Source organism: Nostoc sp. LEGE 06077, assembly GCF_015207705.1.
Lineage (GTDB): Bacteria > Cyanobacteriota > Cyanobacteriia > Cyanobacteriales > Nostocaceae > Nostoc_B.
Window position 1 is genome coordinate 24,644 of sequence record NZ_JADEWI010000017.1, and the last position, 18,035, is coordinate 42,678.

17 protein-coding genes are annotated in these 18,035 nt (G+C 39.9%); 7 read left to right on the forward strand and 10 right to left on the reverse strand.

Features of this window, described 5'->3' with window-relative positions; all coding sequences use genetic code 11:
- Positions 1-2: 2 nt before the first annotated feature.
- Complete coding sequence (locus IQ244_RS13735; protein WP_193894879.1) at positions 3-302, forward strand: ferredoxin; 300 nt, start codon at positions 3-5, stop codon at positions 300-302.
- 344 nt (positions 303-646) lie between these two features.
- Entirely contained in the window at positions 647-946 is a 300-nt protein-coding gene (locus IQ244_RS13740; RefSeq protein ID WP_193894881.1) for a ferredoxin, read from the forward strand.
- Positions 947-1,154: 208 nt separating this feature from the next.
- Here IQ244_RS13740 and IQ244_RS13745 read toward each other — a convergent pair whose 3' ends face one another.
- Complete coding sequence (locus IQ244_RS13745; protein WP_193894883.1) at positions 1,155-2,822, reverse strand: SpoIID/LytB domain-containing protein; 1,668 nt, start codon at positions 2,820-2,822, stop codon at positions 1,155-1,157.
- 116 nt (positions 2,823-2,938) lie between these two features.
- Between IQ244_RS13745 and IQ244_RS13750 the strand changes: the two genes are divergently transcribed.
- The 4 genes from IQ244_RS13750 (at position 2,939) to IQ244_RS13765 (ending at position 5,371) form a co-directional block, all read left to right on the forward strand.
- Positions 2,939-3,202 carry a ParB N-terminal domain-containing protein gene (locus tag IQ244_RS13750; protein WP_193894885.1) on the forward strand — a complete coding sequence of 88 codons (264 nt, stop codon included), beginning with the start codon at positions 2,939-2,941 and terminating at the stop codon, positions 3,200-3,202.
- 101 nt (positions 3,203-3,303) lie between these two features.
- Positions 3,304-3,795 (forward strand): Dps family protein, encoded by a 492-nt coding sequence (locus tag IQ244_RS13755; protein ID WP_015113357.1) that lies wholly within the window; start codon positions 3,304-3,306, stop codon positions 3,793-3,795.
- A gap of 80 nt (positions 3,796-3,875) precedes the next feature.
- Positions 3,876-4,538: a nucleotide exchange factor GrpE gene (gene grpE / locus IQ244_RS13760; protein WP_193894887.1), complete on the forward strand. Its 663-nt coding sequence runs from the start codon at positions 3,876-3,878 to the stop codon at positions 4,536-4,538.
- 506 nt (positions 4,539-5,044) lie between these two features.
- Positions 5,045-5,371, forward strand: coding sequence for an STAS domain-containing protein (locus IQ244_RS13765; protein ID WP_193894889.1), 327 nt, complete (start codon positions 5,045-5,047; stop codon positions 5,369-5,371).
- Here the strand turns inward: IQ244_RS13765 and IQ244_RS13770 are convergent, their stop codons facing one another.
- The 4 genes from IQ244_RS13770 to IQ244_RS13785 form a co-directional block, all read right to left on the reverse strand.
- Complete coding sequence (locus IQ244_RS13770; RefSeq protein ID WP_193894891.1) at positions 5,372-6,508, reverse strand: PP2C family protein-serine/threonine phosphatase; 1,137 nt, start codon at positions 6,506-6,508, stop codon at positions 5,372-5,374.
- Between the two features lie 46 nt (positions 6,509-6,554).
- Positions 6,555-7,322 (reverse strand): DUF1350 family protein, encoded by a 768-nt coding sequence (locus tag IQ244_RS13775; protein WP_193894893.1) that lies wholly within the window; start codon positions 7,320-7,322, stop codon positions 6,555-6,557.
- A 319-nt stretch (positions 7,323-7,641) separates the two neighbouring features.
- Positions 7,642-8,373: a hypothetical protein gene (locus IQ244_RS13780; protein WP_193894895.1), complete on the reverse strand. Its 732-nt coding sequence runs from the start codon at positions 8,371-8,373 to the stop codon at positions 7,642-7,644.
- 155 nt (positions 8,374-8,528) lie between these two features.
- Entirely contained in the window at positions 8,529-9,302 is a 774-nt protein-coding gene (locus IQ244_RS13785; protein WP_193894897.1) for an MlaE family ABC transporter permease, read from the reverse strand.
- Between the two features lie 602 nt (positions 9,303-9,904).
- On the opposite strand from IQ244_RS13785, the gene IQ244_RS13790 reads away from it, so the two are divergent.
- Positions 9,905-11,599 (forward strand): fasciclin domain-containing protein, encoded by a 1,695-nt coding sequence (locus IQ244_RS13790; protein WP_193894899.1) that lies wholly within the window; start codon positions 9,905-9,907, stop codon positions 11,597-11,599.
- A gap of 298 nt (positions 11,600-11,897) precedes the next feature.
- On the opposite strand, the gene IQ244_RS13795 is transcribed toward IQ244_RS13790, so the two are convergent.
- From IQ244_RS13795 to IQ244_RS13815, 5 genes are all read right to left on the reverse strand, one after another.
- Entirely contained in the window at positions 11,898-13,289 is a 1,392-nt protein-coding gene (locus IQ244_RS13795) for a UDP-glucose dehydrogenase family protein (protein WP_193894901.1), read from the reverse strand.
- A gap of 157 nt (positions 13,290-13,446) precedes the next feature.
- Positions 13,447-14,388 (reverse strand): UDP-glucuronic acid decarboxylase family protein, encoded by a 942-nt coding sequence (locus IQ244_RS13800; protein WP_193894903.1) that lies wholly within the window; start codon positions 14,386-14,388, stop codon positions 13,447-13,449.
- 351 nt (positions 14,389-14,739) lie between these two features.
- On the reverse strand, positions 14,740-16,875 hold the full coding sequence (locus IQ244_RS13805; protein WP_193894904.1) for a cation:proton antiporter: 2,136 nt from the start codon (positions 16,873-16,875) through the stop codon (positions 14,740-14,742).
- A gap of 146 nt (positions 16,876-17,021) precedes the next feature.
- Positions 17,022-17,678, reverse strand: coding sequence for an HAS-barrel domain-containing protein (locus tag IQ244_RS13810; RefSeq protein ID WP_193894906.1), 657 nt, complete (start codon positions 17,676-17,678; stop codon positions 17,022-17,024).
- Positions 17,679-17,748: 70 nt separating this feature from the next.
- Positions 17,749-17,946 carry an NAD(P)H dehydrogenase subunit NdhS gene (locus IQ244_RS13815; RefSeq protein WP_190591931.1) on the reverse strand — a complete coding sequence of 66 codons (198 nt, stop codon included), beginning with the start codon at positions 17,944-17,946 and terminating at the stop codon, positions 17,749-17,751.
- Positions 17,947-18,035 lie beyond the last annotated feature (89 nt).

An 18,035-nucleotide genomic window follows, 5' to 3' on the forward strand; every position in this document is an offset into this window, starting at 1 on the left:
AAATGGCAACTATTTACAAAGTTACACTGGTAGACCAAGAAGGTACAGAGACCACAATTGATGTTCCAGAAGATGAATATATTCTAGACATCGCTGAAGACCAAGGTTTGGATCTGCCTTACTCCTGCCGTGCTGGTGCTTGTTCCACTTGTGCAGGAAAACTCATCTCTGGTACCGTTGACCAGTCTGACCAATCCTTTTTAGATGATGATCAAATCGAAAAGGGGTATGTGCTAACTTGTGTTGCTTATCCAACCGCCGACTGTAAAATCGAAACTCACAAGGAAGAAGACCTCTACTAAGCGTTTGCTCTAGTAGTTCTTAGCAAATTTTAGATTTTAAATTTTGGATTTTGGATTGAAGATTCAAAATCCAAAATTTAAAAGGGTATAAATCCTAATAATTTATTCGGGGCTTCTGATTTTCCCCTCTACAATTCCCGTCTCGAAGTATAAATTAAACTTATTGTTTTCATGTAACTAAATTTCATTACTAATCGCGGTCGATTTCGAGTTACATGATTTAGGTTTTCCCGTAGTATCAGAATTGAAGTCAATTTTCATGCCCGGCTAATCTTATAAGTTAAGCCGTAAGTATTGCTTTAGCATAACTTATACTGTCGTTTACAAAAGAGAGGAATCCTGAAATGCCAACTTACAAAGTTAGATTAATCAACGCATCTGAAAATTTAGACACAACCATAGATGTTCCAGACGATGAATATATTCTAGACGCGGCGGAAGAAGCTGGTCTGGATCTGCCTTACTCCTGCCGTGCTGGTGCTTGCTCCACCTGTGCTGGAAAACTCATCTCTGGTACCGTTGACCAGTCTGATCAATCCTTTTTAGATGATGATCAAATCGAAGCTGGATATGTGCTAACTTGTGTAGCTTATCCAAGCTCTGACGTTACAATCGAAACTCACAAAGAAGAAGACCTCTATTAAGGCTTAGGTGTCTTAATCAAAAATCTCTTGTAAGAGTGATTAAAGTTGAAAAAGTTAAAGCAGCACATCTAAGAAAAGTTTTTCCCTTCCTCTATGTGCTTTTCAACTTAAGTTGACAAAAAGTTTAATTGAGTATTTTCACATAAAATTGGAACACAAATGATTTTTGTGTTCCAGTTTTATTATGGGGATTAGGACTCAGCACTCATCAGAGTTGGATTTTGTCGTTAAAGATTTGAATTTTCGTACCAGGATAGTAAAACTGGAGAATTTTTGGTGTTTCCCAGCCCAATTTGGCTAAATTTTGTGCGCCAGTCTGACTCAAGCCGACACCGTGTCCCAGTCCACCACCGATAAAGGCGTATCCCCACAATTCGGCTTTACCTTTATTTAAAGGTTGTAAGTAAAACAATGTACTCACAGGCGCAGCAAAAGCACTCCGTACTTCATCTTTGTGTAGAGTAAATAAGCCAATATCTGTTTTCACCGCTAGGTCGAGGATACGTCCACTTTGGCTACGCTTGGTAACTGCGATCGCTTCAATTGTTTTAAATTTAGAATATGGGCTGTTTTTGACACGCAAGAATTTTTGCAAATCTTTGGCTATATCTTCAATGGACGTTTCTTTATTCCAACGAAATACATCCCAGTTACTTTCGTTAAAGCCTTGCTTCATGTTGATAAATTTGCGGAAGTTATCTTCATCCGCCAAATTTTGCTGCGATAAGTTCCAAAAATTAATCGGCGCATCTATCACTGGCTTTAAATAAGGACGGTCTTCGCCATTCCAGACATCACTAAAGAAGGCGGTGACACCACCAGTTGTGGAAGAGTACAAGGCATCAATTAGCTGGTTGTTATAAGTTACTACCATACCTCTGGTGGCGGCGATCGCTTGGTCTGTTTTGCTGGTTGCCCCACTCAGTCCATAATAAACTTGGCAGTGGGTATCAGCACATAATTGGTAGTTATCAACAGCAAATCTCCGCAAGTTCCTTAAAGCGTAAGTCCGGGCTAAAATTGCTTGCGCTTCTAAAGCGGCTTTGGGCGCATCTGATCCAATTTCGTTGGGAACAACACCACGTAAATAAGTTTCTAATGCTACTTCATTAACTAAGGTATATGTACCATAGGCGTTGGGCTGCAATGTCATTCGCCCAGCATACAAACGACCAGCCCCCGATTTTTCACCTTTGTTGAGGCGAATTAAGTTTTTATCGGCACTGATGGCTAAATTCACTGGGCTGTAACGTTTACCATTGACTACCCAACTCACCCGTGGCACTTCTTTCTGAATCTTGGTATTGAGATATGCCATTTTTGCGCCAGATTCTTGCAAGTTCTGAAAAAGCAATCGCCGCAATAAAGGCGTACTGTAAACATCCCGTTTGGCCCAAACTTGCCAGCGTTCTGGCTGGGAAATTTCTACTTCTATCCCTTGAGAACGCCACTTGTTGGCACTATCTTCTGCTGTTTCAAAGGTACGATATGTCCCTAAAACCACCACTTCCTCAACTACAGGTTTTGGCAACGCTTGCATCACTGTTTCTAGTTTTACAGGCTTGTCGGTGACGATGGTTTGTTGCTTGTTACCTACTGGAAATCTTAACCGCAAGCGCTCGCCTTTTGTTGGTTCTAGTTGCAGCTTGGCCGTGGCTTTCTCGCCAAATCTCTGTACAATACCTACTCTGATTTCTACATCTGTGCTATTGCTTACAGGCCCTGATGCGGCTGTTAGTCCCAATAAGCAAAATGTCGTTACGACTGTGTAAGACAAACGCCAAAACGAAAATTCGATCGTGACTTGATTCTGCCTTTTCGTCTTGCGCTGGGGCAGAGTTACCATTTGCTTTGTAGCGTAGTGGTTTTGTCGCATGAACGCTCCAATAGTACCATTCCCAATTTAGCTACCTAAAATTACTTGCAAACCAAAGTCATAACGACTATGATTTATCTAGAGGGACAAAACAGAATTAGTTGGATCTACTCCTTATGGCCAAAGTCCAAGAAATTCCATTAAATCAAATTAAACGTCCGTTGCCCCGTATCAACGATCCCAACAAGGTCAAAACCTTAATGGAATCTATTGCGGAAATTGGACAGCAAGAACCCATCGATGTTTTAGAAGTAGACGGCCAGTATTATGGCTTTTCTGGCTGCCATCGTTATGAAGCTTGCCAACGTTTAGGGCAAGAAACCATATTAGCCAGAGTCCGTAAAGCTCCTCGTAGCGTTCTCAAGATGCACTTAGCGTAGAAAAAGTATGAAGTTAGAAGTATGAAGGATCAAATTTCATCCTTGATTAAACTTCATCCTTTCTAGCACTAATGCTCAAATAATAAGTTTAGGAGAAAATTATGTCATCTCAAGCAACAGTAAAAAATGTAAATATTGGCATCGACGAAGAAAATAGAACAAAAATTGCCGAAGGATTGTCTCGCCTGTTGGCTGACACTTATACACTGTATCTAAAAACTCATAACTTCCACTGGAATGTTACTGGGCCGATGTTCCAAACATTGCACCTGATGTTTGAGACCCAGTATACAGAACTAGCTTTAGCCGTAGATTTAATTGCGGAACGAATTAGAGCCTTGGGTTATCCAGCACCCGGAACTTATAGCGAATATGCCAAACTCAGTTCCATACCCGAAACTCCCGGAGTTCCTAAAGCTAAAGAGATGATTCAGTTACTGGTTGAAGGACAAGAAGCTGTAGTGAGAACTGCTCGGTCGATTTTTCCTGTAGTAGATGCAGTGAACGACGAACCCACCGCCGATTTATTAACTCAGCGGATGCAAGTCCATGAAAAGACAGCTTGGATGTTGAGAAGTTTGCTGGAAGAATAAGGAATATGAAGGATGGAGTGTGAAGTATTTTAAGTATGAGTTTCATACTTCATCCTGAAGCCTTTATTCTTTCTTGAGCGATGCCAAATCTTGATTTCACTCAAAAACTGCAAGATTTAACCCAAAAAGTGGGTATTACCAGTTTTAAAGCCTTGAGTAAAACTGCGGGAATCTCAGAGAGGCAAATATTGCGGTTACGGCGGGGAGAGGTAGAGCAAATACGAATGGAAGTGTTGTTAAAGTTGGCTTCAGTTCTACAGATCTCATTGAATGAATTAGTCACAACTTTTGCATCACTAGAGTTGAGTCAAGCTGAAGAAGTACCGACTCAGCAGATGTTACAAGAGATTGCAGATTTAAAAACAGAATATCAGCGATCGCAATTACAAATAGCACAACAACGAGAGTTACTACTCCAAGAATTCCAGCAGTCGAGTTTACAACTGCTGGAATCTTTGTTATTGCAATTTCCGGCTGCCGCTCAGAAAGCGCGGGAAAACCCCCAGTTAGAAGCAGTGAAGATACTTCCATTAGTTGAGAACCCCCTGAAAAAACTGCTCCAGGCGTGGGGAATAGAAGCGATCGCTCCTGTAGGTGCAGAAGTTCCCTACGATCCCCAAATACATCAATTAATGACAGGAATGGTACAGCCTGGCGAATTAGTCAAAGTCCGCTACAGTGGCTACTTGCAAGGCGATAAACTGCTCTATCGAGCGAAAGTCAGTTTAATTGAGCCAGCTTGAAGAAATTATCTGGAAATTTTTAGTTTTGCACGGGACTAATTTTTGTGAAAAGAATTATAGATATTGGGAATAATAATAAGGTCGAGTCGATCGCCTTAAAAAAACTCAGTAAATTTATTTATGGATTAATCCGCTTGCTAACTATATTCTGGTGTCATTGATACAAAAATTACTTTTGGTTCTCAGTTATGTTCATATATCTACCACTGGCATCACAATTTTGAAAAAACTTAATTGCCAAAATTAAATTTTGTAATTTACATTACGGCGAGATGAATTAAACAATTTTTGTCTATTTATCAACTTTAGCAAATGAAATTATGGATACTTCTTAATTTGACTTGATGATGTATTATCAACAATCACATCTGGAAAATATTGCCAGAAATCTAGCGATCGCTAGTAATTAATGACTTTTATTTTGCTGGTTTTTTGCTGAAAATGGCTATTAGTATATAATACTAACAAAATCAGCATCTTTTCATACAACGATGGGGAAAAATATTATGGATAACCAAGTACAAGTTGTTAAACTCAACGGTATTATCAACACAAATAATTCACAAGATCTTAGAGATAATATTACTTATCTTCAAGAAAGTGGGGCAAAAATTGTGCTAGTTGATTGTCAAGACGTAACATTTATGGATAGTTCAGCCCTAGGCGCTTTAGTGTTAGCCTTCAAAACATTAAGGGCTACAGGTACAAAACTAGTTCTTTGTTCTATTAATGAACAAGTTAGAATTTTATTTGAATTGACTGGTATGGATAAAGTTTTTGAAATCTTTCCAAGCCAAGATGATTTTCACCAAGTTGTGCTTTCCAAAAATTAATTAATCAAATTTAATTTGTAAGATTGATAAGTCATCTTCAAAAGCTTCTTTGGAGTTTAAGGCAATCAGGTAATTTAATACTTGTTCCAGTGGGCAATCAAGGGTATATTGTAAGCTTACTAATATCTGAATTAAACCATCTAAACTCCAAAGAGTTCCATCTGCTTTGGTAATTTCGTAAGCCCCATCACTAAAAATATAGAGATTACTAAAATTTTCAATTTGGCAACAAGCATCAACATATTTTGCTTCGGGAAACATCCCAACTGGCATCCCAGGAGTTCTCAATAGTTGAACTTCTGTGCTTTTAGGTGATTTACCAGATATTAATACTGCTGGTGGATGACCAGCACTAGCATAAATTAACTGCTGGGTAACTCGATGATAAACTCCGTACCAAATAGTAAAGTATTTATCATTTTGGTAATTCATCTGAAAGGTTTCATTTAAACCTTTGAGTACATCACTCGGTTGATAGTAATTTAAACTTTTCAGCGCCCGTGATCGCAGTAAATTTAAGACAGAAATAGAAGGAAGAGCAGCTTTGAGTCCATGTCCGGCTGTATCTAATAAGTAAACTGCCAAATAATCATCATCTAACCAATAATAATCAAAACAATCACCACCGAGTTGTTGTGAAGGAATAAAACAGGAATTAATCTTTAATGGTTCAGTTGTTGGTAAAGGTAAAAGTGAGCGCACATACTCAGCGGCTTGTGCTAATTCTGTTTCTAAAAGATGCTTTTGAATCTGTAAATCCCGGCTCAATTGATGCAGTCGTAATCCGGCTCTTACCCTAGCTTTTAATTCATTCTGCTCTATAGGTTTGGTAATAAAATCATCCGCCCCAGCATCTAATCCCTTGACGCGATCGGCAACAGAGTCTAAAGATGTTAATAAAATAAAAAAACTGGTAGATAAATTTGGCTCTGTTTTAATGTAATTACATACTTCCAGCCCATTTAATCCGGGCATAATCCAGTCACAAATAATTAGAGCAGGATGAGTGGCGATCGCTTTGGTAATTCCTTCGTCTCCATCACTTGCAGTAATTACCTCATATCCTTGTTTTTCTAACAGTCTTTTCAGAAATATTTGTATTGTTAAATCATCGTCAATTACTAATATTTGGAACATAAAAATGAAATATTTAATAATTATTTGATAGCATAAAAATCAAAAATTATGGTGGTGATAAAGGATTAATCCATAAGAGGATAGCACGCCTGAGTTGGTTTAAATCGCGGTATACTTCTTGCTTAAACCATTGTCCCAAAGCATCAAAAGGAGTGAATGAAGCTCCTGTTTGCCATTTGATATCTTGTCCTAGTGGGGTTGTATGAGTTCCCGGTAGAGTTTGTGCTGTTACCATTTCTGGAAAGCGCTTTTGTAAAATTTTGGTTAAAGCTGCTGATTGGTCAAGATTATCATTATTGAATCTGATTAATAAATTCCGCCGGACTTTATAGCCTTCTTGAATAATTTTATTGGTTTCTAAGGGCGAGGGGGTAAACTCAATTGCCAAAGTAGAATTTAATTGCTCAACTAAGGGAATAGCATCTCTAGCCGCATAGTTGTTAAAGGATATTAAGACATTACCGGCTCTTTCTACAGGGTATAAGCTACCGATGAGTAAATGGAGTTTACAACCCATACTGTGGCCAAGACCGTATGTCGGAAGATAAAGCTTACGCAATAAAGCCGAGTCGTGTAAGCGTTCGAGAGTGCGGTCAAAGTTTAATAAAACAGATTGGGCGATCGCTATATGATCTAAACTATTCACAAAGGGAGTAGCGATGACAACATATCCCTTACTGGCTAACTGTTCGAGTAGCCAACGGTAAGTCAGGTGCGGTGCAGTCGCCACAAATGCACCCCCTAAGAAATGGATAATACCTATAGGATTTTTAGGGATGAGTACCCAGTTACCTCTAATTTCTTTCCAGTCCATGCCTGTAGGCGATCGCTTAATTTACACTTCTTTATATTAGACTGGGAATTGCAACACTGGGGTAATCTCAGTTAGTTAACGTCAGTGTCTAAGGCAAAGATTATGATTGGTAATATTGAATTACTGAGTTTTCCAGGCTAATCAAAAGAGAAAGAGTCAGCGATCGCAGATTTACTATCTCAGTTTAAGTCATTTCCTTCCCATAGGAATCATATTTGATTTGGAGAAAAAACTCAGTATACCTCTGTTACTTCTTTTCCTGTTCCCTATCTACACAAGTTCCTACATATCCTAACTACCTTGGCTATATCTACAAGTTTCAGCCTTGGCTTTGTAATTTTTTCATTTCATACTGCACATCTAAAGCAATCTGCAAGGCTTCATTTAATAACTTGCCATGCTCCGTAGCTTTTTCTGTAACTTGCATTGTGGTTAAAGTTGCTAAATTATTGGCAAATAACTCTGTATTACCCAGAATAAAATTCTTATTTTCTCGCAAAATTCTTTCTGTCTTCAATGCCCTAACTAAATCTGATCTAGTCAGTTGCAATGCGGCAATTACTTTTTCTCTTTTCTGAATACTAACTTCAGGATTACCAGCCGCTTCTATTTGATCATTAATATCTATGGCTTTAATTACTGCATTATATCGGTCAACATCCTCTAAGAGAATTTCTAGGGAGTTTGTCATATTCTCTTTTAATATTTTTCGAATGTTGCGCCACAGCAAATAAAAAGTTAACTGCATTATAGCGCTACTGAAAAAACATACTAATAATAATAGTATCCAAGAGGGAAGGGTTAACCAGTTAGCAAATAACTTAATAATAATATCAAAAATTAGATAACTAAAAACAAATATAGAAAAGCTGATAAAAACTACTGTAGCTCCTTCTGAGCCTTTCATTTTATATATAAGTTGTTTACTAAATTCTTTGAGAGGATTAGTAATTAAAACTAGTTGATATTTGACAGGCAAATTAGTCAGTTGTTGTAATTCTTTTTGACTAATTTCTAAACCATGTAAATCATCACGCACAGCTTTCCCCATAATCAGCTACATAGTTATTTAATACAATATAACAATCAAATTTAGAGATGGCTGAATCAAATGGCATTTTGGCAAGAATATTTTACGAAGTAAAATTTGTATAAAAAGCTTTGTGATACTACCGCATAAATACGGAAAAACACAATTAGTAATCATTAAAAATTTGGCTGTCCAAATAGCAGCACAGTCAGGAAAAAATCCATCATAAAAATTGATACCCACGTAGTAACAACTGCTGTTGTTGCGGATTCTCCTACTTCTTTAGCTCCGCCTTTCGTAGTTAGTCCCCAACTACAACCATTAACAGCAACTAGCGTCCCAAAAATGAATCCTTTCAACAAAATAATTAGTATATCTGAAGGTTCTAAAAAAGTTCTGACTGATTCTAAAAATACTTCTGGAACAATCTGATAAAACTGCCATGCGGCAAATACACCACCAGTAATGCCTATCATCAAAGCAAAAATCATCATCACAGGCATCATTAAGCAGCAGGCGATGACTCTAGGGAGTACTAAATAATCTATCGGATCTGTTCTGAGCATATAAAGTGCATCAATTTGTTCTGTAACGCGCATTGCACCTAATTCTGCGGCAAAAGCAGAACCAACTTGTCCAGCAAGAATACTAGCTGTCAAAATTGGCGCTAATTCTCGGCAAAAAGCTAAAGCAAAAGCGCCACCCACAGCACTAACAGCGCCAAATTGGACTAATTCTCTCGCTGTTTGAATTGTAAAAATCATGCCGGCAAAACCACTCACAAGTAGAACTGGATAGATAGAACCAGGACCAGCTGTCACCATGTGTTCCAAAATTTTGCGATAGTAAGCTTTTCCCTGGAATAAATGGAGTAATACCTGACCAAATAGCAACACAGCAGCGCCACAACGTACAATCCATAATTGCTCTAGATTTTGTTTTGGGGGCAATTTTACCCTCCTGAAGACTGAATTTCTTGCACCGAATAATCGGGAATAAAATACATACGGATGCACTTTGTTGATAGCCAAGTACTTGTGAGTACTTTTGAACTAATATCCCCATCAACTGGATTTTTTATTTGTTTTGGGATTTAGCAAAACAAACCAAAAAAGCATTTTTCCCTCTGCACTAAATCTTGAAAAGCTGGCAGTCTGATGCTGATTATACTCTAATTAGGCAGATGAATTGCTGAATTAGGCTAAAAGATTTGCAAATTATGACAAATACACAACTATCTAAAGTAAGAGAATTTATTGAAAAAATGTAACCTTTTAGCTAGTTGTTGAAATGTAGTAATTTTTGAAATATTAACTATAGATATACTATCGATTATCAAATTCTAAATATTACTAAATATCATGCAACAGGAAGATTACAGAATTACTTAAAAAAAGTATCGTTATTAGATCAGAGACTGACATAAGATGCCTACTACTAAAAGCCGCTGTACTGCTCTGATGAATACGTAGTTTTTTGTAGGAGATGAAATTGCCACGTCGGGAAATATTGAGATTTGCCATAGTTCTACTTTTTTCTGGAGGAAATTTTCATGGGTAATTTATTTAGTTGGTCATTAGCACATACAACTTTGTTGGTTTTAGGAGTAGCAACCGCTACGTTTAACCCAATAGTAGTTTCGGCACAAACTACAGATCCATCTGTTACACCTGCGCCATCTGTTACACCATCCCCAACTGCTGCTAGTAACTTTTCTGATGTTAGTTCAGATTACTGGGCAACCCCATTTATTCAGGCATTAGCAACCAGAAATGTCATTTCGGGATTTCCCGATGGTTCATTTAAACCTAACCAAGCTGTAACTCGTGCCGAATTTGCGACGATGATTCAAAAAGCTTTTAATCAAAATCCAGTTCGGCAAATTAGTTCAGGTGGATTTACCGATGTACCTGCTAACTATTGGGCAGCTGCGGCGATTCAAGAAGCCTACGAAACAGGATTTATGACGGGATATCCTGGCAATGTGTTTCAGCCGAACTTGCAAATTCCCAAAGTTCAGGCGATCGCAGCTTTGTCTAGTGGTTTAAATTTAAATACTAGCGGTACTGCATCAGATGTTCTCAACACTTACTACACAGATGCTTCCGCCATTCCTGATTATGCTGTCAACAATGTAGCTGCGGCAACCCAAGCTAATATTGTTGTCAACTACCCAGATGTCAAACAACTCAACCCCCAAGTTCCCTTAACTCGTGCTGAAGCCGCAGGTTTGTTGTATCAAGCCTTAGTTAGACAAGGACAGGCGCAACCTCTAGCTAGTAATGTGACGGCTGCTAACTATATAGTTGCCGGCAATACTGGTGGTAATACTCAAACTGGTAATGATATCGTTTCCATCGCTGCATCTAATAATTCTTTTACTACCTTAACTACTTTATTGCGATCGGCAGGTTTAGCTGATACTCTGCAACAACCAGGCCCTTATACAGTGTTTGCGCCTACAGATCAGGCGTTTGCAGCCTTACCTGCTGGGACTGTACAACAATTACAGCAGCCAGAAAACAGAGAACTGTTGTTGAAAATTCTCAGATATCATGTGGTTCCTGGCTCATTAACTGCTAGTCAACTTAAGGCTGGTGAACTGAGAACGGCTGAGGATGAATCTGTGAATATCAAGGTAGATAGCGCTAATAATCAAATCGCTGTCAATAATGCCACAGTTATCCAACCGAATGTTCAAGCTAGTAATGGTGTGATTCACGTTATTAACGAAGTTCTCATTCCACCTAACTTGAATGTTAGCCAACAACCTGGAGGTAACAATCAAACTACTCCTGGCGGAACTACGACTACTGATGTTACTCCTGGTAGATCTACTCGTGGTGGCTCTAGCTATATTGGAGTTGCTGGTAACATCGGTTTGGGTGGAGACTCCGCTTTAAGCGAAGGAAATATTGCTGTAATTACCAAGGTTGGTTTAACTAACTATATTTCTGTACGTCCTTCCGCAGTGTTTGGCGACGACACGGTAGTTTTAGTACCCGTAACTTTTGATTTTCTACCTCGTTCAGTTAATCCCACCGGTGAGCAGCGCTTCCCAGTATCTCCTTTTGTTGGCGTGGGTGTAGCCATCGAAACCAGCAATGATGCTGATGTTGGACTGTTGTTAACTGGTGGTGTGGATGTACCTTTAGGCGATCGCTTTACACTGAATGGTACTGTCAATGCAGCTTTTTTGGATCAGACTGATGTTGGTTTACTCTTCGGCATTGGTTACAACTTTTAATTACAGCAGCATTCAGAATTAGAAGAGTCTCTCTGCCTAGGGTTGAAAGCTATAGTAGGTGACAGGTAACAGATTAAAAGTCTTTTATTGTCTAAGTTTTATCGCTTACCGATGTCCTAACTACCTTGGCTACAGCTATAAATTTTGTACTTCTCTCGCTGGAAATCTGCTTTAATTCCCCTAATCCCAAAAAAACAGACGCGATAACTTGCGTCTGTTTTTTAAAAAATCAAGGTTGATAAAAATTGAGAATCAAATTAACTCCCTACTAATTACTGAATTCTATTCAGATGAAAATCTATCTACCGATACCAACATATTGGAAACCTGCTCTCACCATTGTTTCAGGGTCGAGGAAGTTACGACCATCGATAATTACTGGGTTGTTCATCAGTTGTGCCATTTTGGCGTAGTCCAATTGGCTGAATTGTTGCCATTCGGTCACAAGTACTAAAGCATCACAACCATCAGCTAGTCTTTCGGCATCAGTTTCTACGAGAACACCAGAAAGACCATGACGCATTCCGGTTTGAGAAATAATTGGGTCGTAAGCTTTAACTCTAGCGCCTAAGCGATTAAGTTGCTCAATTAAGTTGAGTGCAGGTGCATCGCGCAAGTCGTCGGTATCTGGCTTGAAGGTTAAACCAAGCAAGCCGACTGTTTTACCTTTAAGGATTTTGAGGACTTGCTGAAGTTTTTCCAAAGCAATCAAACGCTGACGTTCGTTAACACTCACGGCTGATTTGAGTAATTGAGCTTCATAACCATAGTCGTCAGCGGTGTGAATTAAGGCGGAAACGTCTTTGGGGAAGCAGGAACCACCCCAACCGATACCTGCTTGCAAGAATTTGTTACCGATGCGCGAATCTAAACCAATGCCTTTGGCTACTTGCGTGACATCAGCACCAACGCGATCGCAAATGTTAGCAACTTCGTTAATAAAACTAATCTTGGTCGCCAAGAAAGCATTAGCAGCGTATTTGATCATCTCTGCCGAACTGAGGTCTGTAACGAGCACAGATACAGGTGGTAAAGATTGGTCATTGGCAAACTTGCGCTCAACAATTGGGGCATAAAGTTCTTGCATCATGGCGATCGCTTTCGGGCTATTACCGCCTAGGACGATGCGATCGGGGTTAAAGGTATCGTATACGGCTGAACCCTCGCGCAAAAACTCTGGGTTGCTGACCACATCAAAATGTGCCGCCAGTTCTGGTAATTTGTCATCACTAGGCACTCCACCTGCTGGTACAAGTGCTTTTTGGCGTTCCGCAATTCCATCTAAAACAATCATTCGCACCCAGTCGCCAGAACCAATGGGTACTGTAGATTTGTTAACGATGACTTTATAGCCGCCGTTGAGGTTAGCGCCGATACCACGGGCAACAGCTTCAACATAACGGGTATCGCTTTCACCGTTGGGTAGAGGTGGCGTACCTACAGCAATAAAGAGAATTTCACCGTGAGCCACACCGCCAGCGAGGTCTGAGGAAAACTGAATATTGCCAGATTGAATAGCAGCCTGCATAATTTCCGACAAGCCCGGCTCGAAAATCGGCGACTGCCCAGACTTCATGAGTTTGACTTTTTCTTCATTGTTGTCTATGCAAACTACATCATGCCCAATGTGAGCCAAGCAAGCACCTGTAACTAAACCAACGTACCCAGTACCAATTACGCAAACACGCATTTTCTTATCTCCTCGCTTTCTTGGGGTTATTCTGCAAAAATAAAGTTGTCAATACGACATCTATACATCGTCGATCAACTAAGTAGGCAAGTACGGGCTACGAATCTAAGTTAGCCTGTACTCTAGTTCAGAGCAGTTTTATGCACTGCTGTGAAGCTTAATCCTTGGTATCGCTGTTTATGCGATCGCGGAAATCCTCTATTGTCAGTTTTAACCCTTCTTGCAGAGGAATGGTAGGTTCCCAATTTAACCAAGTTTTTGCTCTTGTAATATCAGGGCGACGGCGGCGAGGATCATCTGAAGGTAGAGGTTCAAATTTAATTTCGGCATCAGGATTCACCAAATTCTGCACAGCCTGAGCCAATTCTAAGATTGTGTATTCGTCTGGATTTCCTAAATTGATCGGCCCAGTAAATTCACAATTCATCAACCGCATCAGTCCTTCCACCAGGTCTGATACGTAGCAAAAACTACGTGTTTGTGTACCTTCTCCGTATACAGTTAAGGGAATACCCCGTAATGCTTGAACAACCAAGTTACTCACTACCCGACCATCGTTTTCTAACATCCGTGGCCCGTAGGTATTAAATATCCGCGCCACCCGAATTTCAACTTTGTTTTGTCTGTAGTAGTCAAATGCCAAAGTTTCAGCAATTCTTTTGCCTTCGTCGTAGCATGAACGCAGCCCAATAGGATTAACGTTACCTCTGTAGTCTTCTGTTTGGGGATGAACTTCTGGATCACCGTAAACTTCACTAGTCGAAGCTAACAAAAATCTTGCTTTTACACGCTTCGCTAACCCCAACATATTCAGTGTTCCCATGACGTTAGTCTTAACGGTTTTCACTGGGTTGTACTGATAATGTACTGGAGACGCTGGACAAGCTAAATGGTAAATCTGATCAACTTCTAAACGAATTGGCTCAGTAATGTCGTGGCGGATCAACTCAAAGTTGGGGTTCCCCATCCATTTGAAAATATTACGTTTAGTACCCGTATAAAAATTATCTAAGCAAATTACTTCATGCCCTTGAGGTATTAATCGGTCGATGAGATGGGAACCAATAAACCCAGCGCCGCCCGTCACCAAAATTCTCATAGTTTTCCTGATATTTACAGATACTAGTAATGGCTATTTAGCTTGTATTTAGAGTACCCAGCCGAGATCCAAAAATGCAGGGCGAACAAATCTAAATTGGTAATATATTCTAGGATTGACTACTTCGTTATGTATGCAATTTTGTTACATTAACACTTAGTTGCTGGACAATTCATCTAGCAAAATAGCAAACATTACTTAAGGGTTGAGCATTTTGGCCCTAGAATTCATGAAATCTTCAACAAAATCAAGTTTCCTGTAAAACCCTAATTATAATCAGAGATAAATTTTTATCTCCGTGAAGTTGTAAAACTGCCTATCTCACAGGTAGTTGTGAATTTCGCAAATATCTTAAACAGGAGAAGTAGTATTAGCAACACTGATTGGGATGGAACTGATTTGAGTGTTTTGTGCTTCTCTGAGGATGACTATAGAGCAAGTCAGTTGCCTAGCTATCTGAGTGGTGAGATCACTCATAACTAAACCACCAGGGATAGTATAATTACGTACGAATGGTAACACTACCAAGTCATACAATCGCGCTGCCTGTAAAATTGCGTGGGCAACATTCTCATGAGTAATAATTTGAATGTCTGGGGGATTTGGCAGATCTAATTGCGAGACTAAAACGGAAATTTGCGATCGCCTAGCAGCGATTTTACTAGAACTAATGCGCCGATCGCACACATTTAAAACTGTAACTTGGGCTTGATTTGTGTCTGCCAACATTTGGGCAAACTTGAGCGGCGGTAATACAGGCGAAGTTAAATTTTCTAATGGTACAAGAATGCGTTGAATTTTCTGAGGTGATTCTACCAGACGCGTCACTGCCACAGAACAGTGGGAAGCCCATAGTACACTATCAATTACATTACCAAATAAACGCGATCGCAAACCAGTCCGTTTACCCCAACCCATCACAATTAAACTAGCTTTTTGCTCCCGTGCTGCCCGACTAATTCCCGATGCAAAACCATGATCAATCCGTAGCAGGGGTACTGTCTCTATTCCCAAGCTACGGCTCTGTTCTGTAGCTTTTGCTAGTAATAACTCACTTTTTTTCAGAGATGCTTCTAACTGTGGTGCATCCATCCGAGCCGCAGCAGTGGCAATATTTAACGGAATAATTTTGCTCTTTTCTGGATGGGCTAATAATGCCGCCATTTCAATTAAGTACTGCTGCGTATGAGGATTATATATAGGTACAACTATAGTAAAATTGATGGGTTTTTCGGCGATTAGTTTTTCAGGTAAATTTACTATTAGTGGTTCTGCCAGAGGCGTAGGTGTTAAAGCTACAGCGAGAGGATTGGTGAGTAACGTCCCGACAGTTGATGTAATCAGCATCAACGCCACCATACTATGTAATACTTCCGTTGAGAGCAAGCCAGCACGATATCCTAAAAAAGTAGCAGCTAAGGTCGTACTGACTTGAGGCAGTGATATAGACCATATAGTTAACATTTCTAGCCAGTTGTAGCGATAACAGAGTTTTGTTAACAATGCGGCTAAAAATTTGCTAACAATTACACCAACAACAACTAACAGCGTTAACCTGAAAGTTGTGATACTGCCACTCCAAGCAGGAACATCAATCAGCAAACCAAGGTTAACAAAAAAGACGGGAATAAATAACACACTACCAATAAATGCAACTTTGTCCTTGGTTGGGCCTGCACCTACTACCGTATTAACTGCCAAACCGGCAAAAAATCCGCCAACAATTTTTTCAATCCCTAGAAATTGAGCGCTCATCAGGGCGATGAATACTGATAGCAACACAAATAAAAATTTATTTCCTTCATCGTCTCCCGAACGGCGGAAAAACTCTTGCCCAGCCCAATCACAACCCACCACAATAATTGTTGCGTAAATAATTAACCGCCCTACCAAGGTGAGGATTTGAGGCAAACTGAATACATCTGTTTGGAGGCTAGATAAACAAACAGATAAGATGAAAACAGCACCAATATCAGTAACTATTGTCGCATCAATAGTAGCGTTAACAGCTGGATTATTCACAACTCCTAAGCGGCTCAGAATTGGATATGTCAAAAGGGTATAGGAAGTAAATAAGCTGCCTATTAATATAGATGTATTGCCCGCGAAGCCAAAAATCCTCCCTAGTAATATTCCCATCAACAAAGGGATGAAAAAGGTAAAACCAGCAAACCCCCAAAAGCGTTGTTGACTCTGGTGTAATTGTTGAAAGTTCTGTTCTAAACCTACTAAAAACATCAAATAAATTAAGCCAATATCTGATAGTAAGTTAATGATTGATAAATCATTCTGAAATAGATTCCAACCTGATGGCCCCAATACAACTCCAGAACCGACCAAACCAATTAACTCTGGTAGTCTGAGACGCTCAAACAAGATGGGGAGAACTAAAATTACCAGCAACAAAATTGCCAAGGGAACGATTGGTTCCTGACCGAGAACTTGGGAAGTTGGTTCTAGAGCAAGAACTTGTAATACCGGTTCCATAGGTAGGACTTAAAGGGGCGACGGTGAAGCGACGATCGCCTAACAGGCGATCGCTCAATTAAAATAAATAATTATAAAAGCCACCCTGACAAGTAAAAAAACAGTTTATCTTAAACTACTTAGGTAATTGTTGAGAAAATAACTACCTATGGATGGATTTGACTTAAAATAAACCGTAAGCGATCGTAGTCATCTTTCAACAGCACACTCAGCATCCGTCCCGCTTTGACCAGCCATTCTCTATCAGCTTTGCGTAACTGGTAAACATCTCGAATGGCTGCTGCGGCTAAAGACTCAACTGGCGCACCGTTTACAGATAATAATGTCCGTAAAAAATCTAATTCTTCTGTAAATTTAATAATTGCTTCCGCTTTGCACCGATAAACAGCTTGATGAATTTGCGGCGGGCGCGGTGGTAGATACTGATATATCCTGGGGTTTTCCGGCGAATTTGGGGAAGGCGGCGCAAAACCTACAATCGCCGCCCGAAATTCAGTCTTGAGCATGGCAAATATCTGGGGTTGTTCCTCTCGTAAATCCTGCAATGATAACCCCAGTGCCACAGCCCGATGTATAGAATCTATCGGCATAGTTGTGGCATAAGACACCACAGCATACACTTGATTACCAGACTCTTCATCCATAGCACAAACCCAACTACCAAAAGGTGGCATAGCTGGAAAACTCAAGTCTTCTGGTTCCAAACACTGGGCTAAAAATTCGGTCGTGTTAGTCTCAATCACCTCCGCAATATGATTGGGGTGGCGATCGCTTGTTGCAAATTGTGGTAGAGGAAGACGCATGATATTGCTGAGTTAAGAGTCAATAGTCAAAAAGCAATGGACTATTGACTATTGACCGTTGACTAAAAGCCTATTTTGCTTTTTTACGTCCTGCTGTGGTGTCTACAGGTTCCAACTCTGACAGGCGGAAGGTAATTAATTTATCCCAATTGCCACCTTCAAACAATACAGCTACCTTGCCATCACTTACCCGTTGTACGAGTCCTTCGTAGCGATAGTAGGTATCCGCGGGATTCTTGACACGAACAGTTGCTCCAGGCAGAATCATAGTTTTTACCCTTGCTGCTTTACATACTCGTCAATAGTCAATAGTCTAGAGTCCAAAGTCTAAAGTCAATAGTTGAGAGTTCATAGTCC